The sequence below is a fragment of the Neorhizobium sp. BETTINA12A genome, from assembly GCF_023006485.1.
Classification (GTDB): Bacteria; Pseudomonadota; Alphaproteobacteria; order Rhizobiales; family Rhizobiaceae; genus Neorhizobium.
This window is the reverse complement of sequence record NZ_JALBGW010000047.1, coordinates 11,624-31,675: the sequence shown is the minus strand read 5'-3', so window position 1 is coordinate 31,675 and position 20,052 is coordinate 11,624. Positions and strand designations below refer to the sequence as shown.

20 protein-coding genes and 1 tRNA gene are annotated in these 20,052 nt (G+C 60.8%); 7 read left to right on the top strand and 14 right to left on the bottom strand.

The window, feature by feature from the left end:
• The 9 genes from deoA to MOV61_RS14225 form a co-directional block, all read right to left on the bottom strand.
• A partial coding sequence (deoA, locus tag MOV61_RS14265; RefSeq protein WP_247137021.1) for a thymidine phosphorylase occupies window positions 1-1,050 on the bottom strand: 1,050 nt, incomplete at its 3' end.
• 4 nt (window positions 1,051-1,054) lie between these two features.
• A complete protein-coding gene (gene deoC / locus MOV61_RS14260) occupies window positions 1,055-1,825 on the bottom strand; it encodes a deoxyribose-phosphate aldolase (protein WP_247137020.1) in 771 nt (256 codons plus the stop codon).
• A 213-nt stretch (window positions 1,826-2,038) separates the two neighbouring features.
• Window positions 2,039-2,827, bottom strand: coding sequence for a purine-nucleoside phosphorylase (locus MOV61_RS14255; RefSeq protein WP_247137019.1), 789 nt, complete (start codon window positions 2,825-2,827; stop codon window positions 2,039-2,041).
• A gap of 10 nt (window positions 2,828-2,837) precedes the next feature.
• The gene (locus tag MOV61_RS14250) at window positions 2,838-3,230 is read right to left on the bottom strand and encodes a cytidine deaminase (RefSeq protein WP_247036474.1); all 393 of its coding nucleotides are present in this window, start codon (window positions 3,228-3,230) and stop codon (window positions 2,838-2,840) included.
• 3 nt (window positions 3,231-3,233) lie between these two features.
• Window positions 3,234-4,205, bottom strand: a complete 972-nt coding sequence (locus MOV61_RS14245) for an ABC transporter permease (protein ID WP_247137018.1) — start codon at window positions 4,203-4,205, stop codon at window positions 3,234-3,236.
• A gap of 4 nt (window positions 4,206-4,209) precedes the next feature.
• A complete protein-coding gene (locus tag MOV61_RS14240; protein WP_038548138.1) occupies window positions 4,210-5,313 on the bottom strand; it encodes an ABC transporter permease in 1,104 nt (367 codons plus the stop codon).
• A 76-nt stretch (window positions 5,314-5,389) separates the two neighbouring features.
• Entirely contained in the window at window positions 5,390-6,913 is a 1,524-nt protein-coding gene (locus MOV61_RS14235) for an ABC transporter ATP-binding protein (RefSeq protein ID WP_038548135.1), read from the bottom strand.
• Window positions 6,914-6,988: 75 nt separating this feature from the next.
• Window positions 6,989-7,981, bottom strand: coding sequence for a BMP family protein (locus tag MOV61_RS14230; RefSeq protein ID WP_038592324.1), 993 nt, complete (start codon window positions 7,979-7,981; stop codon window positions 6,989-6,991).
• Between the two features lie 345 nt (window positions 7,982-8,326).
• Complete coding sequence (locus MOV61_RS14225) at window positions 8,327-8,653, bottom strand: hypothetical protein (RefSeq protein ID WP_051900233.1); 327 nt, start codon at window positions 8,651-8,653, stop codon at window positions 8,327-8,329.
• Between the two features lie 222 nt (window positions 8,654-8,875).
• Here MOV61_RS14225 and MOV61_RS14220 point away from each other — a divergent pair.
• A tRNA-Ser gene (locus MOV61_RS14220) sits at window positions 8,876-8,965 on the top strand.
• A 144-nt stretch (window positions 8,966-9,109) separates the two neighbouring features.
• Here the strand turns inward: MOV61_RS14220 and MOV61_RS14215 are convergent.
• Complete coding sequence (locus tag MOV61_RS14215; RefSeq protein WP_247137017.1) at window positions 9,110-9,385, bottom strand: hypothetical protein; 276 nt, start codon at window positions 9,383-9,385, stop codon at window positions 9,110-9,112.
• A 107-nt stretch (window positions 9,386-9,492) separates the two neighbouring features.
• Here MOV61_RS14215 and MOV61_RS14210 point away from each other — a divergent pair, with 107 nt between their 5' ends.
• The 3 genes from MOV61_RS14210 to MOV61_RS14200 all read left to right on the top strand — a co-directional run bounded on the left by MOV61_RS14210 (window position 9,493) and on the right by MOV61_RS14200 (window position 12,793).
• Window positions 9,493-10,482 carry a cytochrome-c peroxidase gene (locus tag MOV61_RS14210; RefSeq protein ID WP_038548125.1) on the top strand — a complete coding sequence of 330 codons (990 nt, stop codon included), beginning with the start codon at window positions 9,493-9,495 and terminating at the stop codon, window positions 10,480-10,482.
• A 10-nt stretch (window positions 10,483-10,492) separates the two neighbouring features.
• Window positions 10,493-12,400: a methyl-accepting chemotaxis protein gene (locus MOV61_RS14205; RefSeq protein WP_038548122.1), complete on the top strand. Its 1,908-nt coding sequence runs from the start codon at window positions 10,493-10,495 to the stop codon at window positions 12,398-12,400.
• A gap of 123 nt (window positions 12,401-12,523) precedes the next feature.
• Complete coding sequence (locus MOV61_RS14200) at window positions 12,524-12,793, top strand: hypothetical protein (RefSeq protein WP_151045787.1); 270 nt, start codon at window positions 12,524-12,526, stop codon at window positions 12,791-12,793.
• 67 nt (window positions 12,794-12,860) lie between these two features.
• On the opposite strand, the gene MOV61_RS14195 is transcribed toward MOV61_RS14200, so the two are convergent.
• Window positions 12,861-13,190 carry a hypothetical protein gene (locus MOV61_RS14195; RefSeq protein WP_038548119.1) on the bottom strand — a complete coding sequence of 110 codons (330 nt, stop codon included), beginning with the start codon at window positions 13,188-13,190 and terminating at the stop codon, window positions 12,861-12,863.
• Window positions 13,191-13,425: 235 nt separating this feature from the next.
• Between MOV61_RS14195 and MOV61_RS14190 the strand changes: the two genes are divergently transcribed.
• Window positions 13,426-14,850, top strand: a complete 1,425-nt coding sequence (locus tag MOV61_RS14190; RefSeq protein ID WP_038548116.1) for a phosphomannomutase — start codon at window positions 13,426-13,428, stop codon at window positions 14,848-14,850.
• A gap of 28 nt (window positions 14,851-14,878) precedes the next feature.
• Complete coding sequence (locus MOV61_RS14185) at window positions 14,879-16,306, top strand: mannose-1-phosphate guanylyltransferase/mannose-6-phosphate isomerase (RefSeq protein WP_038548113.1); 1,428 nt, start codon at window positions 14,879-14,881, stop codon at window positions 16,304-16,306.
• Window positions 16,307-16,327: 21 nt separating this feature from the next.
• Here the strand turns inward: MOV61_RS14185 and MOV61_RS14180 are convergent, their stop codons facing one another.
• Together MOV61_RS14180 and MOV61_RS14175 are read right to left on the bottom strand one after the other, a co-directional pair.
• Complete coding sequence (locus tag MOV61_RS14180; protein ID WP_247137016.1) at window positions 16,328-17,335, bottom strand: NAD-dependent epimerase/dehydratase family protein; 1,008 nt, start codon at window positions 17,333-17,335, stop codon at window positions 16,328-16,330.
• Between the two features lie 102 nt (window positions 17,336-17,437).
• Window positions 17,438-17,833, bottom strand: coding sequence for a response regulator (locus MOV61_RS14175; protein ID WP_038592299.1), 396 nt, complete (start codon window positions 17,831-17,833; stop codon window positions 17,438-17,440).
• A 320-nt stretch (window positions 17,834-18,153) separates the two neighbouring features.
• On the opposite strand from MOV61_RS14175, the gene MOV61_RS14170 reads away from it, so the two are divergent.
• Window positions 18,154-18,552, top strand: coding sequence for a DUF1236 domain-containing protein (locus tag MOV61_RS14170; protein WP_247137015.1), 399 nt, complete (start codon window positions 18,154-18,156; stop codon window positions 18,550-18,552).
• A gap of 84 nt (window positions 18,553-18,636) precedes the next feature.
• On the opposite strand, the gene pncB is transcribed toward MOV61_RS14170, so the two are convergent.
• Window positions 18,637-19,941, bottom strand: a complete 1,305-nt coding sequence (pncB, locus tag MOV61_RS14165; RefSeq protein WP_038548101.1) for a nicotinate phosphoribosyltransferase — start codon at window positions 19,939-19,941, stop codon at window positions 18,637-18,639.
• Window positions 19,942-20,052: the final 111 nt, after the last annotated feature.

Sequence of the window (20,052 nt, the reverse complement as noted above, 5' to 3'; positions counted from 1 at the left end):
GGCTGCGAGATACCCATCGCGCGGCGCCGGCACGCGCAGCCGCACCGGCGCACGTTCAAGATAGGAATCCGGACGCTCGCAGAAATCCGCGGGACCGCCGAGTGCATGGACCATGCGGGCAAACCGCTCCATCGCTTCGCCGGAGCTCAGACCCAGCCGCGCTCTCTCCTCGGCCTCGGCCAGATTGCTGGCCACGCCGGCCTGGACCAGCATTTCCGCGGCCTCAGCCAAAACGACGGCCTCGAGCCGGGTACCGGCCTTCAGGCCCGCCAAGAAATCGAGACAGTTGACGATTTCGAGCGCATTGCCCGCCGCGTCTGCCAGCGGCTGGTTCATATCGGTCAGAAGTGCTGCGGTCTTGACGCCCGCCCCATTCGCCACTTCGACCAGAGAGCGGGCCAACGCTTCTGCTTGCTGCGGGCTTTCCATGAAGGCGCCGTTGCCGACCTTGACGTCGAGCACAAGGCTGCCGAGACCGGCCGCGAGTTTCTTGGAGAGGATGGAGGCTGTAATCAGCGGCACGGATTCGACGGTCGCTGTCACGTCGCGGATGCCGTAGAGCCGGCGGTCGGCGGGGGCGAGATCGCTCGTCTGTCCGATAATGGCACAACCGACCTCGCGGACGACCTTGCGGAACAAAACCTCGTCCGGCATGACGCTGTAACCCGGGATCGACTGCAGCTTGTCGAGCGTGCCGCCGGTGTGACCAAGGCCACGGCCGGAAATCATAGGGACTGCAAGGCCGCAAGCTGCCATGATCGGCGCGAGCATCAGCGAGACATTGTCGCCGACGCCGCCGGTCGAGTGCTTGTCCGCCACCGGCCGATCAAGAGCGTCCCAGTTCAGGACAGTCCCGGAATCACGCATGGCAAGCGTCAGCGCCACCGTCTCATTGCGGGACATGCCCCGAAAGAAGACAGCCATGGCAAAGGCAGCCGCCTGGCCTTCGGAGATTTCCTCTTTTGTCAGGGCAGCAATGAAGGCTGCGATCTCATCGCCGGTGAGAACCTTTCCGTCGCGTTTGCGGCGGATGATTTCCTGCGGGATCATCGTGTCAGTAGCCGCTCGACGCGCGGACGGTGGTGCTGCCGCTCAACACGCCGAGAATATCATCGAGCAGGCTCGATGCGCCGAAACGGAAGGTGGAGGGCATGATCCAGTTGGGGGCCATGATCGTTTCGGCAAGCCGGAAGTAGAGATCGGCGTCCGCAACCGTCGAGATCCCGCCGGCAGGCTTGAAGCCGACGCGCTTCTTCGAATCCCGGATCGCCTGCAGCATGATGTCCGCTGCTTCGAGCGTCGCGTTGACGGCGACCTTGCCGGTCGAGGTCTTGATGAAATCGGCGCCGGCAGCGATCGCCAGGTCGGAAGCGCGGCGGATCAGAGCGCTATCCTTCAGCTCGCCCGTCTCGAGGATCACCTTCAGGCAGGCATTCGGGCAGGCGGCGCGAACAACCTCGACCATTTCGGTCACCGCCGCCTCATCGCCGGCGAGCAGCTTGCGATAGGGAATGACCATATCGATCTCGTCGGCGCCGTCTTCGATCGCTTTGCGCGTCTCCCCTACGACGGTCGCGACATCCAGTTCGCCGGAAGGGAAATTCACGACCGTAGCGATGCGGACCGGATGTTCGGACCCCAAGATCTGGCGCGCATGGGCGACGAAACGCGGCCAGATGCAGATCGCAGCCGTGTTGCCATAAGGCGTCTGGGCACGCTGGCACAGTTTCTCGATCGCAGCGTAATCGCAATCGTCGCGCAGGTTCGTCAGGTCGAGAAGCGAGAGCGCAAAGGCTGCCGCCTCACGCGGGCTCAGGAGTTCCATGTCGAGTGCCTCCCCGGCTTGCTTACTGCGCCGCGCGCCTATCGGTCCGATAGTGACGCAGTAAATTCAAAGGCGACGCAGGTCCGGTCAAAATCTGCTCGATTTCTGGGTCATGCGGCTCGCCCATATTTATCGTTCAAACGATTAGATGCAAGCCACACCAGAGGGGCACGCGCCCACACGGGACTTATCCGCTTGAAATACATCGTGTAATCAGGCCAACATTTCTTTCAGAATGGCCGCCAGACGCTGCCCGCCGACGGGCGCCATGTCCTTGGTTTCCGCGTGGCTGAGTTCTGCGCCGGTCATGCCGGCGCCGAAATTCGTGATGACCGAGGCCGCCGCGACCTTGAGCCCGAAATAACGCGCGAGGATGACTTCCGGCACCGTCGACATGCCGACCGCATCGGCGCCAAGCGTGCGCGCCATGCGGATTTCCGCCGGCGTCTCGAAGCTCGGTCCGGAGAACCACATATAGACACCGGAAAACAGCGGGATGCCGCAACGGATCGCCGCATTGCACATATCGAGCGTGAGGTCTGCATCATAGGCGGTGGTCATACCGACAAATCGCCCGTCGCCTTCTTCGCCGATCAGCGGGTTCATGCCGGAATAGTTGATATGGTCGGAAATCTGCATCACCGAGCCCGGCGGCATATCTTCCCTCAGGGAGCCTGCCGAGTTCGTGAGGATCAGCGACTGGACGCCGAGGCCTTTCATCACCTCGATCGGAAAGCGCATCACCTTGGCGTCGCCATGTTCGTAATAATGCGCTCGCCCGGAAAGCATGATGACCGGCTCGGCTCCGAGATAACCCGCGACGATCTCGCCCGCATGGCCGGTGACGCCGCTCACCGGGAAACCCTCCAGCGCGCCATAAGGCACACGGACAGCCTCCGTCACCTGGTTCACCAGCGAACCGAGGCCGGAGCCGAGTACGATCGCGTGGCGCGGCACCAGGCCGTTCAGGCGCTCGACGAGCAGATCGATGACTTTCCTCATCTCCACCGCCTCAGCCGATCACGTCGGTTTCGAAAGCAAACGGCAGGAGTTCCGCCATGGTGACGGTCTTCTGCACGCCGAGATCGTCGCAGAGATAAATGCGCGTATCGGCGGAGGCAAATTCCGCGATTTTCTGCCGGCAGCCGCCGCAGGGCGAGCAGAGCGCCAGCTTTTCGGCAAGCACTGCCAGTTCGACGATCTTCTTACCCCCGCCCATGATCATCGCGCCGATCGCCGTCGGCTCGGCGCACCAGCCCTGGGGAAAGGAGATGTTCTCGATGTTGGCGCCGAGATAGACTTTGCCGTCATCGGCACGGAGCGCCACGCCCACCGGAAATTTCGAATAGGGGGCGTGAGCCTTGGCCATCGCACCGCGGGCGGCTTCGAAAAGGTCGTGAGACATCTATCAACGCTCCTTGGTATAGGGCACGCCGCCAGCCTTGGGCGGACGGGCGGTGCCGATGAACCCGGCCAGCAAGACGCAGGTGAGGATATAGGGCAGCGCCTGGAAGATCTGTACCGGCACTTCGCCGATCAGCGGCAGCGACTTGCCCTGCATGAAATTGGCGAACGCATCGAGGAACCCGAAGAGCAGGCAGGCGAGCATGACCGGCACCGGTTTCCATTTGGCGAAGATCAGTGCTGCAAGCGCGATATAACCCTTGCCGGCCGACATGTTGTTGATGAAGGCGGCCGACTGGGCGATCGACAGGTAGGTGCCTGCGAAACCGCAGAGGAACCCGGCGACGATCAGAGACCGGTAGCGCATCCAGGCAACCGAAATGCCGGCGGTATCGACCGCACCCGGATTTTCGCCGACAGCGCGCAGGCGCAGGCCGAAACGGGTGCGGTAGAGAACCCACCAGGAAATCGGCACCATCAGGAAAGCGATGTAGGTGAGGATGTTGTTGCCGGAGATCACGTGTGCATAAAGCGGGCCGATGATCGGCACGTCGCGCATCATGTCGGCGCCCGGCAGGACGATGGACGAGAAACGGCCCTCGGGGGGCACCTGGCCGGTACGCCCGCCCTGCCTGAACCAGGCCTGGCCGAGCACGATTGTCAGACCGGCGGCGACGAAATTCAGCGCCACCCCGGAGACGATCTGGTTGCCGCGATTGGTGATCGAGGCAAAGCCGTGCACAAAGGAAAACACGATCGATATGCCAATGCCGCCGAGCAGGCCGAGCCAGGCATTGCCGGTCCAGTAGGCGACGCAGGCGGCAGCAAACGCCGAGGCCAGCATCTTGCCTTCGAGACCGATATCGAAAATGCCGGCGCGCTCCGAAAACAGTCCGGCAAGCGCCGTGAACAGAAGCGGGATCGAAAGGCGGATCGCCGAACCGAGAATGCTGATGAAAATATCGAAATAATCCATGAGCCTATTTCCCGGTGAGCTGCTGGTAGAACCGGACGATGGCCGGGCGGAGCATATATTCCAGGGCTCCGGCAAACAGGATGACCATGCCCTGGATGACGACGATCATGTCACGGGTGATGCTCGGCATGTCGAAGGAGAGTTCGGCGCCGCCCTGGTAGAGGATGCCGAACAGCAGCGCCGCCAGGATGATGCCGGCCGGATGGTTGCGACCCATCAGCGACACCGCGATGCCGACAAAGCCGGCGCCACCGACGAATTCGATCTGCAGGCGGGCGGAAGCGCCCATGACCGGATTGAGTGCCATCATGCCGGCAAGGCCGCCGGAGATCAGCATGGTGATCATGACGATCTTCGAATAGCGGATGCCCGCATAACTCGCAGCCGTCGGGCTGATGCCGAGCGTACGCATCTCGTAACCGAGCTTGGTGCGCCAGATCAGCACCCAGACCAGGAAGCACATGATCAACGCGATCAGGAAAGAGAAGTTGAGCGGTGCCGCGCCGAGCTTGCCGCCGAACATGGCGATCAGCCAGTCGAGCTTGGGGAGTTGGCCGCCCGGCAGGAAGGTGCGAGTTTCGGGCGCCATCTTGCCGGGAACGATCAGCACGCGCACCAGCATGTAGTTCATCAGCGACGAGACGATGAAGTTGAACATGATGGTGGTGATGACGATGTGGCTACCACGCTTCGCCTGCAGCCAGGCAGGAATGGCGGCGCAGGCTGCACCGAACAGGGCGGCGCCGATCACTGCAAACGGCATCGTTACATACCAGGGCACGTAGTGGTCCATGGCCAGCGCCACGAGCGCCGCACCCAGGCCGCCGAGATAGGCCTGACCCTCCGAGCCGATATTGAACAGGCCGGCATGGATCGCGACTGCCACCGACAGGCCAGTAAAGATGAAGCTCGTCGTATAAAACAGGGTGAAACCGATGCCTTCGCCGCGGCCGAGCGCGCCGATCAACAGCAATTGCAGCGCCTCGAACGGGCTTTCGCCGATCGCCCAGACGACCAGACCGGAAAAGAAGAAAGCCAGGATGAGGTTGAGCAGCGGGATGAGGCCGTAATTGATCCAGGCGGGAAGCGGAACGGATGCGGTGGTCATGCCCCTGCCCTCGTCCGCCGTGCTGCCGCCGAAAGTCCGATCATTCCATGCTCCGAATGGGTCATTGCTGAAAGCGTCATGCGGCGATCCCGGCCATCATCAGGCCCAGCGTCTGTTCGCCCGCCTCGCCCGACTTTTCGCCGACGATTCTGCCCGCGAACATCACCAGGATGCGGTCGGAGAGCGAACGGATCTCGTCCAGCTCCACCGAGACCAGCAGCACCGCCTTGCCGGCGTCGCGCATCTCGATAATCCGCTTGTGGATGAATTCGATGGCGCCGATATCAACGCCGCGGGTCGGCTGACCGATGAGCAGCATTTTCGGATCGCGCTCGATTTCGCGCGCCACGACGATCTTCTGCTGGTTGCCGCCGGAAAAATTGGCGGTGCGCAGCCGCGGGTTCGGCGGGCGGATGTCGTATTTGCCGATCTTCTCCTCGGCATCCTTCCGCATCGCATCGAGATCCAGGAACGGGCCGCGGCCGTATCTGGGATCGCGATGATAACCGAGGATCGAGTTTTCGTATTCCTCGAACTTCAGGACCAGGCCCATGTGGTGGCGGTCTTCCGGGATATGCGCGAGGCCGAGATCGCGCAGGCCTGCCGGGTCGACACCGGCGACGGGCTTGCCATCGATGAAGATCTCGCCGGACGACGGCTTGCGGATGCCGGCGATGGCTTCGAGCAGTTCCGACTGACCGTTGCCGGCGACGCCCGCTATGCCGACAATCTCGCCCGCGCGCACGTCGAAGGAGACGTCGTCGACCATGGTGACGCCACGACTGTCCTTGACCGTCAGGTTCCTGACCGACATCAGGACCCCTCCCGGATGGGCGGCTCCCTTTTCGACACGCAGCAGGACGCGGCGGCCGACCATCAGTTCGGCAAGTTCTTCGACGGTCGTTTCCGCGGTCTTGCGGGTCGCGACCATTTCGCCGCGGCGCATGACAGACACCGTATCGGTGATCGCCATGATCTCGCGCAGCTTATGGGTGATGAGGATGATCGTCTTGCCCTGATCGCGCAGCACCCGCAGGACCTTGAAAAGATGATCGGCCTCCGGCGGGGTCAACACCCCGGTCGGCTCATCGAGGATGAGGATGTCAGCGCCGCGATAGAGCGCTTTCAAAATTTCGACGCGCTGCTGGCTGCCGACCGGCAGTTCCTCGATGACCGCATCCGGATCGACCTCGAGGCCGTAATCGTCCTCCAGCCGCTTCAGTTCCTTGCGGGCGCTCGCTACGCCCTTGGCAAGGAGCTGGCCGCCTTCGGCACCAAGCATGACGTTTTCAAGCACCGTGAAATTCTCGACCAGCATGAAGTGCTGATGCACCATGCCGATGCCCGCCGCGATCGCCGCCTGGCTGTCCCGGATCGTCATCGGCTTTCCCGAAATGCGGATCTCGCCGTGGTCGGCCTGGTAGAAGCCGTAGAGGATGGACATCAGGGTCGACTTGCCAGCGCCGTTTTCCCCGATGATGCCGTGGATCGAGCCTTTGGCAACTGTCAGATTGATGTTCTTGTTCGCGTGTACCGTACCGAACTTCTTGTCGATGCCGACAAGCTCGATCGCGGGCTCCTTCGGAGAATCGAAGCTCAATGGTCCGCCCTTCCGCCTGATATGCAAAAAGGGCGCATGGCGATTATCGTCGCCCTGCGCCCCTCAAAACCGGCCTTACTTGTTGCAGGCCTTATCCGACATGTAGTCGTGCACCTTGATGGTGCCGGCGATGATGTCGGCCTTGGCCTTTTCGACGGCGGCCTTCATTTCGGGCGTAATCAGCGCCTTGTTGTTGTCGTCAAGCGCGTAGGCAACGCCGTCTTCCTTGACGCCGAGAGCCTGGATGCCGGCCGTGAACTTGTCTTCCTTGGTGTCCTTGAAGGCATTGTAGACGGCGAGATCGACGCGCTTGACCATCGAAGTCAGAACCGAACCCGGATGCAGGTGGTTCTGGTTGGAGTCGACGCCGATCGAAAGCTTCTTGTTGTCGGCAGCAGTCTGCAGCACACCGAGACCGGTCGCACCGGCAGCCGCGTAAACGACGTCGGCGCCCTGGTCGATCTGGTTCTTGGTGAGTTCACCGCCACGAACCGGATCGTTCCAAGCAGCACCGGTCGTGCCGGTCATGTTCTGGAAGACCTGCGCATCGGGCTTGGCCGCCTTGACGCCCTGGACATAACCGCAGCCGAACTTGCGGATCAGCGGGATATCCATGCCGCCGACGAAGCCGACCTTGCCGGTCTTCGACGCCATGCCGGCGAGAAGGCCGACGAGGTAGGAACCTTCTTCCTCCTTATAGAGGATAGAGCGGACGTTCTTCAGGTTGACGACGGAGTCGACGATCGCGAACTTGGTGTCCGGGAATTCGGCCGCGACCTTCTCCATGGCCGAGGTCCAGGCGAACGATACGGCGACCACCGGATTGAAGCCGCGGCTGGCGAAGTTGCGGATGGCCTGCTCGCCCTGGGTGTCGCTGGTCGGTTCGAAATCCCGGAAGTCGATCCCCGTTTCCTTCTTGAACCTTTCGGCGCCGACGGAAGCGGCTTCGTTGAAGGATTTGTCGAACTTGCCGCCCGTGCCGTAGACCAGCGCCGGCTTGATATCCGCGGCGAGCGCGGTTGCCGACATGGCCGCCATGGCAATGAGGCTTAAAAGGGTTTTCTTCATCGTGCAGCCCTGTTTTTTAGCTGTTAGGTCCTCCCGCAATCCCCGTTCCCCGGTGATGTCTGCGGCCACCTGCCCTTTTTCTTCAAGGGTCTGGCTTCGGTCACTCTTGCACGGGTTTCGGAAAAATTCACGAGATTTTTTTCAACTGGTAAAAAACAGCGAAGCTGCTGAAAACTTCCACAATGTTGTCGAAAACTGCTCAAACGGAAGGCTTCGAGACTTAGTTCTGCCCATTCGTCGAGCGAGGCCGGAGGCATCTGCATCATGCAACCCATGACGGCATCCAACTCCGCTTACAACACTACCCCCAGCAGTTCTTGGGAGCCGGCAGGATCAGCTTGGGCTTCAGGCGGAAAACCGCCCGGCAAACTGTGGCCGGCTGTATCCGGCCATCCAAAAGATCAACGCAATCCCCAGGAACACCGCGAATGCCGGCTGCGCCAGCACCGGGGCCACGAAAGGCCGCCAGATGTCCTGGCCGAGATAGGTGGTCGCGGTGATCTCGGTGAGCGCCAGGCTTTCCGGATCGAGATTGAGCCAAGCATTGCCAAGGCTGGTCAGCACCACCGAGGAGGCGGACACGGACTGGATCGCATCCAGCGTGCCGGCCACGATCGCGGCAACCAGAGCAAGCCCGCTGAGCAGATGGAAAACGAACCGTATGACTGCCATGGCGAACAAGCCCGCATCGTTGATCACGGCCGCGCCGCCTGCCGCGCGACGGCGTTTATGGCAGAAGAAATAGTCCGGGGCCCGAGGCTTGGCAACGCGGTCGACGGAGTTTTCCCGCCCACTGTCAAAAAACGTTCAGATTCGGGTTGATCCCGGGGAATTGATCGGTATATATCGCGGCCGTTCCAACGTTTTGCTTCTCAGACGACGCAAAGCAACCAAGGACAGGTGGCCGAGTGGTTTAAGGCGCACGCCTGGAACGCGTGTGTGCGTGAAAGCGTACCGTGGGTTCGAATCCCACCTTGTCCGCCATTGGCTTTTTAAATAGCTGTTTCTGTTTCATGTTTTGTCGGCCGCGAGGTGACGCCTCGATTGGCACGCTGCGGCGAAGTATCGTGTTTTGCGGTCATTGCCGTCATTCGCCGCAACGCTTGCCGATTTCCGGCATGGGTCTGATCAACGACGCGGTTGGCGGCGGCTCCGCGCTCCTGCGGCATGACCGAGAAGCGTTTTTGTTCCGGCCGGCATCGGTTGTATGTCTGCAGCAGCGTTTTCCGCCCGGAAGATAAAGCCGCAAGTCACTGAAGAAGAGTTGATGGCGCAATGAAATTGACAAACATCAAGCTCCTTCAAATGGATGACAGGATCCACCAAAGCGGCTGCCCGATTGCCTCTACTCTTCTCATTTGTCAATTTTTCAATAATAAGTTGAGTTAGAAATTCGTTATACAAAGATTTTACTCTTTTTGGTTACGTTTGCTCCAGACGACAACCAGATGATTTCGGCTGCGAATTCATCCGGTCTTCGAGCGCTAAATCAGCTTCTGGATAATCCAATCATGCGCCGTTCGCTTCTCTGCATAACCCTCTTCTCAGTCGTGTCATTTCAAGGCGCGGCTGCTGGCAATCTCGCCGATTTCAAGCGACCTCTCGCAATTCCCTTCGACAAGGTGACGCCATATTCGTTGCAGTTGGCGACACTGGGGAAGATGTTGTTTTTCGATCCGCGCCTGTCGGGCGCGAAGAACATGAACTGCGCCAGCTGTCACAATCCCTCCTTTGGATTCGAAGTGCCGGTCAAGACGCCGGTGGGTGCGGCCAATACGCATCTGGCCCGCCAGTCGCCAACTATTCTGAACGTGGCGTGGACCACCCCCTTGTTCTGGGACGGCCGCGCGCCAACGCTGGAAGCGCAAGCCGCAGGACCGATCACGGCACCGGCGGAGATGAACGGCAAGCTCGACCAGATCGTCGCCGATCTGCGAGCCATTCCCGACTACAACAGTTGGTTCAAACAGATATTTCCGGACAAAGGCGCCACGAACGAGACGCTGCTGACGGCGATCGCAACCTATGAACGTACCGTTGTTTCCGCCTGGTCGCCGTTTGACCGCTGGGTGGACGGTGACGAAACCGCAGTCTCAGACAGCGCCAAGCGAGGCTTCGAACTGTTTACCGGCAAAGCAAACTGCGCCGTTTGTCACACCGGCTGGAATTTCACCGACAACAAGTTTCACGATACGGGCCTGCCGACAGACGACATAGGGCGCGCCAAATTCGAACCGAATAATCCCAAAGCGTTATATGCCTTCAAGACGCCGAGCCTGCGCAACACTCTCTATCGCGGTCCCTATATGCACGACGGCAGTCTGGCGACCATGGAGGACGTGATTGCTCACTATGAGAGCGGTGGGGTCAAAAGCGCGTCGCGCTCGGATAGCATTTCCCCAATTTTCATCACCGATCACGAGCGGGAAGAGTTGATCGCTTTCCTGAAGACCTTGACCCCTGAACAGCAGGATTTGCTCCTGCCGACATTACCCAACTGAGTAGCACGCCATGGCACTGTCAGTCCGATTCCAAATCCTTCTACCCCTCGTCGTCTCCATCCTCGCGGGCCTCGGCGCTGCCGCTCTCGTTGGTTCCCAGGCGATCGATGGCCAGACGCATATCGAGCGCGTCGTGCAGGACGCGATTGCCGCCAAGACGCTGGCTGCAAGGACCGCAACACAATTCGAGAATGTGTCGGGCGTGGTCACAAACCTCCTGGCGATGACGACATTCGTTTCGGTCGAAGAAGTCAAGAAACGGTTTGACGCGACCAATGGCGCTCTGGAGACGACGCTTGCCGAGTTTAGCCGCAACTCGCTGTCGCCCGCAGTCTCCGGGAACGTCAAGAACCTCGGTGATCTGCATGTTGTGTGGCGCAGCAATGTACGTATTCTGCTCGGACTCGATCCGGCAACCGCAATTCCGACAGCCGAGCAGCTTATGCGCTCGCGCACGGCCATCCTCGCGAAGATCCTCGACATCAACACGCTCGTGGACAAGACGGCATCCGACTCGGTTGTCTCCGCGGGAAACGCGCTTGAGACAGAAATTCGCAGTGAACTGACGACCGCCGCCGCACTCGCGCTCGTCGGCGTCATCATTCTGCTGGTTGTCGCCCAGCGAATTGCCGGTCCGATCGTGCGGATCACCGCATCGATGAAGTTGCTTGCAGGCGGCAACGTCGAGGTTGTCGTACCGAAGCGTCGGGGCGCCAAGGAAATTCGCGCCATGATCGATGCCCTGGCCGTGTTCCGTGAAAATGCGCGCATGCGCGATACGTTGGAGCAGGAAGCGCGAACCCAGACCGCCAGTCTCGCCCATGTCTCGGCGGAAGCCCGGCTGCTGCAGAGCCAGGTGCGCGGCGTGGTCAACAGGGCCGCCGAGGGCGATTTCTCCGGTCGCGTTAGCGGACCGTTCGAGCGTCCCGAACATCATGAGCTTGCCCAGAGCCTCAATACGGTCATATCGAGCTTCGAAGGCGGGCTCAACGAAACCAGCCGCGTTCTGGATGCACTTGCGAATGCCGATCTGACGATCCGGTTCGAAGGTGTCCACAAAGGCGCATTTGCCGAACTGCAGAACAATGCGAACGCCGTGACGACCCGCCTCTCGGAGGTCGTGTCGCGACTGGCTGCTGCTTGCGCCTCCGTTTCGGCATCCAGCGACGAAATTCTGCGCGGGACGACCGAACTGAACGGGCGGTCTACGCGTCAGTCGTCGATGCTTCAGAACACGGCCGTCACGACAAACGCCGTTGCCGAAACCGTCGGCCAGAACTCGAAGCGGGCGGGCGAGGCCACCAGCGTGATTTCGGATACCAGCCAGATGGCTGAAAACGGCAGCCAGGTCATGAGCGGCGCGGAAAACGCCATGGCGCAGATCACCGTCTCCTCCGGCAAGATTTCCGAGATCATCGGCGTCATCGAGGATGTCGCTTTCCAGACGAACCTGCTGGCGCTCAATGCAGGGGTGGAAGCCGCACGTGCAGGCGAAAGTGGCAGAGGGTTTGCGGTCGTCGCTACCGAGGTGCGCTCTCTCGCCCAGTCGACGGCCAATGCTTCGAACGAGGTGAAGGCGCTCATTCAGAAAAGCCAGGCGGAGGTGAAGGCAGGTGCCGAACTGGTCCGCAAGGCGAGCGAGCAATTTTCCCAGATCGTCTCATCCATCGCATTCGTCTCTTCGCTTTCCAGCCAGATAACCAGCGAGAGCAACAATCAAAGTGCCAACCTTCGGCAGTTGTCGAGCGCCATGAAAGATCTCGATGAGCTCAATGCCCATAGCAACCGGCTGGTCGGCGATCTTTCGGCCTCCACCGAGAGGACAAGCCGGGAAATGGAGGCACTGGCCGAGATCGTCAATCTGTTCCGCATCGACAAGCGAGGGCAACCCCGCGCCAGATCCAATCAGGCTGCCTGAAGCGTTTGCTGCGGGCGAGATAGGCATTTGGGGACATGAACGCAGCTGTCAGCGTTTGTTCATTTTCCGCAGTCTACCTTCATAGAAACCGCCAATCCAGCGGCCAATCTGAAGGAGGAGAAGATGAAAAAGTTCATTGCCGCCTGCATCATCGGGCTTGGATGCCTCACCACGACTGCGGCCCCCACCCTCGCTGATAGTTTCAGCATAACGATTGGCGATCGGGGCTACCGGCCGTCCGGACACTATTATCGGCCGGGTTACCATCGCTACCACCGCCCCTACTACCGCCAGTATTCCAGGCACCATTACCGGCCCTACTGCAGGGTCCGGAGCGTCCAGTACCGCCATCACGGGCGCTGGGTCACCAGGACCACACGCGTCTGCCGGTAAATCGATTTCGACGACCAGACCTCGGCATGGCTGACGGGGTCGTTTGGACCGCGGCACGCGCTTCGCATTATTGCGAGGTCGAAAAACTGACTTGCTGCCAACGATGCAGCTTCGGATCGAAAGCGACCACGAGTTGGAAATCCTTGCGGTCCAGGCCTTTGTCGGTGTTGATATCGGCATAACCGCCAATCGCGAACCGGCAATCGGCGATCCAGCGGAAATCGCTCCAGGCGACATCGACCACATCCGGACGTTCTTCAACGAGCTGGCGGGATTTCTCGAATGCGAGGCTTCCCGGGCAGGTTTCGTCTTCGGTCGGCTCGCCCATGGCCATAAGAAGTGCCAGGCCGGCGATCGGCACGACGAAGGCGACGCTCTTTACGACATTCGCTCCCATGACGGCTCTCCCAAGCTTCGAACCCGAAGCAGCCGAACCCAAGAACAGTGCCTCACCATCTGGAACAAGGCCTGATCGTGCTGCAAATGATAGCATCAATTCGGCTGGCCCGCCAAGCTTTGCGGAAAGGGTTATGGCGCTACACCGCCGATTTGGGGTATTGCCAATTTCGACTTTATTTTCATAGGAAATGAACTAGGACGATCATGCTTGGAGTCTCCTTGATGGATATCGCATGAAATTCGGAACAAGCGGCCTTCGGGGCCTCGTGAGTGATCTGGAGGGCCGAGCTTCATCCCTCTACACCCAGGCCTTTGCCCGGCATCTCCTGGAAACGGGCGCTGCCCGGCCCGGTGACGCAGTTCTGGTCGGCCGCGATTTTCGTCCGTCGAGCCCCGACATTGCCGCCACCTGCATCGCCGCACTCAGCCAAGCCGGCCTTTCGCCCATAGACGGCGGCGCCATCCCGACGCCGGCGCTGGCGCTCTACGGACTTCAGCTCAAGGCCGCATCGCTGATGATCACCGGCTCGCACATCCCCGCGGACCGCAACGGCATCAAGTTCTACCGGCCCGACGGCGAGATCGACAAACAGGACGAAATGCGGATCACGGCGATCGCCGCCGAACTGGACAGGAGCGAGATCGACGCGACGCGTAGCGAAGCGCCTGATCATTCCGTGCAAGTCGAGACGTTGTTCCTTGCCCGCAATGCGGCAATGTTGCCGCAAGGCGCGCTCGCCGGCCTCAAGGTCGGCGTCTATCAGCATTCGACGGTTGCCCGCGATCTTATGGTCCGGGTTCTTGAAGGTTATGGCGCACACGTGGTGCCGCTCGGCCGTTCGGAAGATTTCATTCCGGTCGACACGGAAGCAGTCTCGGCCGAGACGATCGCCCTCCTCAAGGGTTGGGCGCGCGAATACCGGCTTGACGCAATCGTCTCCGCCGATGGCGACGGCGACCGGCCGCTGGTTTCCGACGAAACGGGAGAACCGCTGCGCGGCGACCTTCTAGGCCTGATCGCGGCAAAGTTCCTGAAAGCGCAGGTCGTCGTAACGCCGGTCACCTCCAATTCGGGCATCGAGGCGGCCGGGGATTTCGAAGTGGTCCGCACCAAGGTCGGATCGCCTTTCGTGATCGCCGGCATGCTCGCGGCAGTCGAAGCCGGCAAGACGGGCGTCATGGGTTTCGAGGCGAATGGCGGACTTCTGACCGCCTCGCCTTTCGAAACCGGCACGGGCACGCTCTCGCCACTTCCCACCCGCGACAGTTTTCTGCCGGTGCTGGCGACGCTTGTGCTGGCTGCGCACGAGAAGAAGCCGCTGTCGCAAATCGCCGCCGGTTTCCGCTTGCCGTTTGCGGCGGCCGATCGGCTGGAGAATTTTCCCGTGGAGACCAGCGCCGCGCTGATGTCCTATCTCAGGCAATCCGACGACAATCTTGCAGCCTTTCTCGCGCCGATTTCGACAGTCGCTGCCAAAAGCGATATCGATGGCCTGCGGGTGACGCTTGAGGATCGGCGGATCGTGCATTTCCGGCCATCGGGCAACGCACCGGAAATGCGCTGTTACGTCGAGGCCGGGACGGAAGACGAGGCGAAGGCCCTGTTGCCTGAGGGGCTGAACCTCATCCGGGCCTGGGCCGCAAAGCTTGAACGATAATTGGACGAGAACTGCCGGAGATATTGGAATGAATAGCAAGATCATCCCCGTCATCATGGCCGGCGGCAAGGGCACGCGGCTCTGGCCGCTGTCTCGCGCAAGCGCGCCAAAACAGTTCATCCAGTTCATCGGCGACAAGACGCTGTTCCAGGCGACGCTGTCGCGCGTTTCGGACCCGAAGCTTTATGAGGCTCCGGTCGTCATCACCAACGAGGATTTCCGGTTCCTGGTGGCCGAACAGGCCCGCGAGCTCGGCATCAAGCTCTCCGGCATCCTGCTCGAACCCGTGGCCCGCAATACGGCCCCGGCCGTGGCCGCCGCTGCCGCCTTCGTCGAAGGTCGATTCGGCGAGGACGCCATCCTGCAGGTGCTTGCCTCGGATCATGAGATCACCGCCGATGCCGGTTATTTCGATGCGATCCGCATCGCCAGAGAGACGGCTCTCTCCGGCAAGCTCGTCACGTTCGGCATTGCTCCGACGGAACCCGCCACCGGTTACGGTTATATCGAGATCGGCGAGGCGCTGCCTTCAGGCGCCTGCACGGTCAAACGTTTCGTCGAAAAGCCGGTGCTGGCCGAGGCCGAGAAGATGCTATCGACCGGTGGCTTTGTCTGGAACTCTGGTATCTTCATGTTCAAGGCCGGGCAGGTGCTGAGTGAACTTTCCGCCTTCGCGCCCGAGGTCGAGGCGGCCGCGCGAGCCGCACTTGCCAAGGCTTCGAGCGACCTCGACTTCACCCGCCTCGACGCGCAGGAATTTGCCGCAAGCCCGGATATCTCCGTCGACTATGCGCTCATGGAAAAGACCTCCAATGCCGCGGTCGTGCCCTCCTCGTTCACCTGGTCCGATCTCGGAAGCTGGGACGCCGTCTGGAAGCTCGGAGCCCGTGACGAGGCCGGCAACGTCGCTTCCGGCAAAACGACCCTGATCAACACGAAGAACTCGCTGGTGATGTCTCGCACCAGCCATCTCGCCGTGCAGGGTCTGGATGGCGTCGCCGTCATCGCCAGCGAGGACGCCGTCTATATCGGCCGGCTGGAAGACAGTCAGGACGTCGGCAAGATCGTCAAGCAGCTCGCCGCAACCAAGGCGACCGCGGCGCTGACCGAAACCCATCCGACCTCCTATCGGCCCTGGGGCGGCTATACGTCGGTGCTCAACGGCGACCGCTTCCAGGTGAAGCGGCTGTTCGTGACACCCGGCAAGAAGCTCTCGCTGCAGAAACATCACCACCGCTCGGAACACTGGATCTGCGTCAAGGGCACCGCGGAAGTGACAATCGGCGAGGAAACCCGGATCGTGCGGGAAAACGAGTCGGTCTATATCCCGCAGGGCGAGGTGCATCGGCTTGCCAATCCCGGCAAGATCATGCTCGAGATGATCGAGGTGCAGACCGGATCCTATTTCGGTGAGGACGACATCATCCGCATCGTCGACGAGTTCGGACGCGGCTGAGGAGGCTCGGCGAATATCGGCTCAGTCGATCTCGTGACGATGGTCGAGATACCATTGCACGAAGGCCTTGACGCCTTCCTCCAGACCGATCTCCGGCTTGCGGCCGGTCAGCGCCACGAGAAGATCGGGGCTGGCAAAGGTTCTCGGGACGTCGCCCTTCTGCATCGGCAGCATCTTGCGCTTGGCCGGTTTTCCCATGATCCGTTCGATCGTCTCGACGAAGTCGATGAGGCCGGAGGGCTGGCCGCCGCCGATATTGACGACGCGGAAGGGTGCCTGATGAGAGAGCGTATCGATGCCGGCAACGCGATTATCCTCGCCCGGATAGACCTTGGACAGATCGATGATCGAATTCACCAGGTCGTCGATATAGGTGAAGTCGCGGCTCATCTTGCCTTCGCCGTAGATCTCGATCTCGCGATCTTCGATCATCGCCTTGACGAACTTGAAGAGCGCCATGTCCGGCCGGCCCCAGGGACCGTAGACCGTGAAGAAGCGGAAGGCGGTAATCGGCACCTTGTAGAGATGCGCGTAGCTGTGCGCCATCAGCTCCGTGGCCTTCTTGGTCGCCGCATAGAAGGTCAGGGGTTCGTCGGCCCGGTCGGTTTCCCGGAAAGGAATATCCGGATTGGCGCCGTAGACCGACGATGTCGAGGCGAGCATCAGATGACCGACGCCGTAATTGCGGGCGATCTCCAGGATGTTCCATGAACCGACGAGATTGGAATCGAGGTAAGCCTTGGGATTTTCGAGGCTGTAACGCACGCCGGCCTGGGCGGCGAGATGGATCAGGACATCCGGCTTGAAATCCTCGACGGACTTGTCGAGCAGCGACTTGTCTTCCAGCATGCCGATCACCGGGCGGAAGGCAGGGAATTGAGCGAGCCCGGCATTGCGGGCTTCCTTGAGGCGCAGGCTGTAATAGGGCGTCATCCCGTCGAAGCCGAGAACCTCGTGGCCATCCTCCAAAAGGCGTCGCGCCAAGTGAAAACCAATGAAGCCTGCCGTTCCGGTGATGAAATAACGCATGTATGACCCGCTGTCGCTCTGCGGCCGATCCCATAGCGCGGATATCCCGCCCTGTCATCCGAGCGGCAGGAAGTTATTTTATCGGCGGGATCGCGCTGGCCTTCAGTGAAAGAGCCGCAGCCGCGCCGGCGGCACGCCCGGCCGGCCATTCTTGCGATCGACGGCGAACTGGATGAGGTCCATCGAGGCCTGGTCGGTCAGCGGTTTTGCCATTACGCCAAGGACCCCGGAGACACCCGCCGCCACCAGCCCCGGATTGCCGGTGATCATGATCACCACAATGCCGCATTCCGCCAGTGTCTTGGCGATCTCCGGGCCGGTCTCGCCATCGGCAAGCCGCACGTCCACAAAGGCGATATCCGTGTCACGGGTATAATTCAGCGCCACGGTCATGTCGGGGGCTATTCCGACGACGTCATGGCCGCTTCGATGAATGGCGTCCTCGATATCCATCGCGACCAGCAGACTGTCTTCGACGATCAGGAAACGATATTCCAAGGGCAGATCCTCCCAGACTGAAGGACGCAAATAGACTCCGATCGCTGCTTGGCAATAGGAGCAGGGCCCGATATCGATTTTTTGATCTAGCTCCCCCTGGCGTCAAGCCGCAGAACGGGGCGCTTGGTGATTGATTTGCCGGCACAGAGGTGGTGAGGGCCGCGTTGCCGGCTCAGGTTCGGCAAGCGGAACATGGCAACATCTCTCGAACACCTCCTCGCTCAAGATTTCAGACACTTACGAAAGGTGACCGGTAGACAGGAACCACTCAAAAACTGATGGGTTAGCCCTTCGGAAGTCCAATGAAAAGGAGAAGACCCATGAAGAAGATCATTCTGGCGTCCTGCGCTATTCTTGCCGCTTCCTTCGCAACCCAGGTCGGCGCACAGCAAGGCACCGTCAACGGCGCTGCCGGCGGAGCTGTCACCGGCGCAATCGTCGGTGGCCCTGTGGGCGCAGCGGTCGGCGGTGTCGTCGGCGCCGTGGCCGGTACCGCGCTCGATCCGCCGCCGCGCGAAGTCGTTACCTATGTCGAGGAACAGCCTGCTCCGACCGCATCCATGACGGTCGAACAACCGATCGTTGTCGGCAAGCCGATCCCGCAGAGCGTCGTTGTGACCCCGGTGCCCAGCAATCCACGATATGCTTATACGGTAGTCAACAACCAGCGCGTAATCGTCGATCCGCAGACCCATACCGTGGTTCAGGTCCTCCGATAAGCCAGGCATCAGCGGCTTCAGCCAACCAACAAACGCAGGCTCCGTCGACTTCCGGCGGGGCCTGTTGTCATTTCAGCGTTTCAATCAGACGAGGACGACCTGATCGACGCGGTCTTCCTGACCGAAGAATTTCAGGTAACGCTCCACCTCGGCCGGGTCTCCGGTCGCCTTGCGCGGATTGTCGGAAAGTTTCACCGCCGGACGGCCATTCGCCTCGCTTACCTTGCAGACGATGGAGATCGGCATCAGGCCGGCAATCTCGTGGGGTGCGCAGCCGGCGAAATCGTTGGTGAGGTTGGTGCCCCAGCCGAAACTCATGCGCACGCGGCCTTCGAAATGCCGGTAGGTGTCGATGATCGCATCGACGTCCAGCCCGTCGGAGAAGATCAGCAGCTTTTCCCTGGGGTTACGGCCCATCTTCTTCCACCAGGCAATGATCTTTTCCCCGCCCTCGATCGGCGGAGCGCTGTCGGGGCGGAACCCGGTCCAGTCGGCCACCCAATCCGGCGCATCGCGCAGGAACGCCGCCGTGCCGAAGGAATCCGGCAACACGATCAGCAGGTTGCCGCCATAGAGCCGGTTCCAGTCCTTCAGGACCTGGTAAGGGGAGGCGCGCAGCTGCTCGTCGGTTTCTGCGAGTGCCGCAGCCACCATCGGCAGCTCGTGCGCATTGGTCCCCACCGCTTCGAGATCGGAGTCCATCGCCAGCAAGACGTTGCTGGTGCCGGTAAACGCCGGGCCGATACCTTCCTTGAGCGCTTCGACACACCAGCGCTGCCAGAGGAAACTGTGACGACGGCGCGTACCGAAATCGGAGATGCGCAGGCCCGGCAATGCCTGCAGCCGCTCGACCTTTTCCCACATCTTGGCCTTGGCCCGCGCATAAAGCACATCGAGCGTGAAGAAACCGAGCGAGCGCATCGCGGAACGGGAGCGCAACTCGTTGATGATCGCGAGTGCGGGGATTTCCCAGAGCGTCGTTTCCATCCATTTGCCGTGGAAAGTCAGTTCGTACTGGCCGTCACGCTTCGAAAGTTCGTATTCCGGCAGCTTGTAGGTCGACAGCCAGTTCAAAAATTCCGGCTCGAAGATCTGCTTGCGGCCATAAAACGTGTTACCCGCGAGCCAGATCATCTCCTTCTTCGACAGACCCACCGTGCGGGCATGGTCGAGTTGTTCGCGCAGCGCGCCTTCGTCGATCTCCTGCGCCAGCTTGACGCTGGTCGTACGGTTGATCAGCGAAAAGGTGGCGTCCACATCCGGATAGAGCTTCCAGATCATCTGCAGCATCAGGAGCTTGTAGAAATCCGTGTCGATCAGACTGCGGATGATCGGGTCGAGTTTCCAGGTGTGGTTATAAACCCTGCTCGCGATATCGGTCTTGGTCATGCCTGCCCCTGCCCCGGCCGTTCCGGGCCGGCTCCGCCGATTTCGATGCATATGGAGGCAACGGCTGATCAACCTCCGGGCATTTTTATCGAAAAAAATGCAGAGTAAGTC

Bases quoted from the DNA above. Each gene is read 5' to 3' on its own strand.
- deoC (WP_247137020.1), bottom strand. From the start codon at position 1,825: ATGGAACTCCTGAGCCCGCGTGAGGCGGCAGCCTTTGCGCTCTCGCTT.
- MOV61_RS14255 (WP_247137019.1), bottom strand. From the start codon at position 2,827: ATGAGGAAAGTCATCGATCTGCTCGTCGAGCGCCTGAACGGCCTGGTG.
- MOV61_RS14250 (WP_247036474.1), bottom strand. From the start codon at position 3,230: ATGTCTCACGACCTTTTCGAAGCCGCCCGCGGTGCGATGGCCAAGGCT.
- MOV61_RS14245 (WP_247137018.1), bottom strand. From the start codon at position 4,205: ATGGATTATTTCGATATTTTCATCAGCATTCTCGGTTCGGCGATCCGC.
- MOV61_RS14240 (WP_038548138.1), bottom strand. From the start codon at position 5,313: ATGACCACCGCATCCGTTCCGCTTCCCGCCTGGATCAATTACGGCCTC.
- MOV61_RS14230 (WP_038592324.1), bottom strand. From the start codon at position 7,981: ATGAAGAAAACCCTTTTAAGCCTCATTGCCATGGCGGCCATGTCGGCA.
- MOV61_RS14225 (WP_051900233.1), bottom strand. From the start codon at position 8,653: ATGGCAGTCATACGGTTCGTTTTCCATCTGCTCAGCGGGCTTGCTCTG.
- MOV61_RS14210 (WP_038548125.1), top strand. From the start codon at position 9,493: ATGCGCCGTTCGCTTCTCTGCATAACCCTCTTCTCAGTCGTGTCATTT.
- MOV61_RS14205 (WP_038548122.1), top strand. From the start codon at position 10,493: ATGGCACTGTCAGTCCGATTCCAAATCCTTCTACCCCTCGTCGTCTCC.
- MOV61_RS14200 (WP_151045787.1), top strand. From the start codon at position 12,524: ATGAAAAAGTTCATTGCCGCCTGCATCATCGGGCTTGGATGCCTCACC.
- MOV61_RS14195 (WP_038548119.1), bottom strand. From the start codon at position 13,190: ATGGGAGCGAATGTCGTAAAGAGCGTCGCCTTCGTCGTGCCGATCGCC.
- MOV61_RS14190 (WP_038548116.1), top strand. From the start codon at position 13,426: ATGAAATTCGGAACAAGCGGCCTTCGGGGCCTCGTGAGTGATCTGGAG.
- MOV61_RS14185 (WP_038548113.1), top strand. From the start codon at position 14,879: ATGAATAGCAAGATCATCCCCGTCATCATGGCCGGCGGCAAGGGCACG.
- MOV61_RS14180 (WP_247137016.1), bottom strand. From the start codon at position 17,335: ATGCGTTATTTCATCACCGGAACGGCAGGCTTCATTGGTTTTCACTTG.
- MOV61_RS14170 (WP_247137015.1), top strand. From the start codon at position 18,154: ATGAAGAAGATCATTCTGGCGTCCTGCGCTATTCTTGCCGCTTCCTTC.
- pncB (WP_038548101.1), bottom strand. From the start codon at position 19,941: ATGACCAAGACCGATATCGCGAGCAGGGTTTATAACCACACCTGGAAA.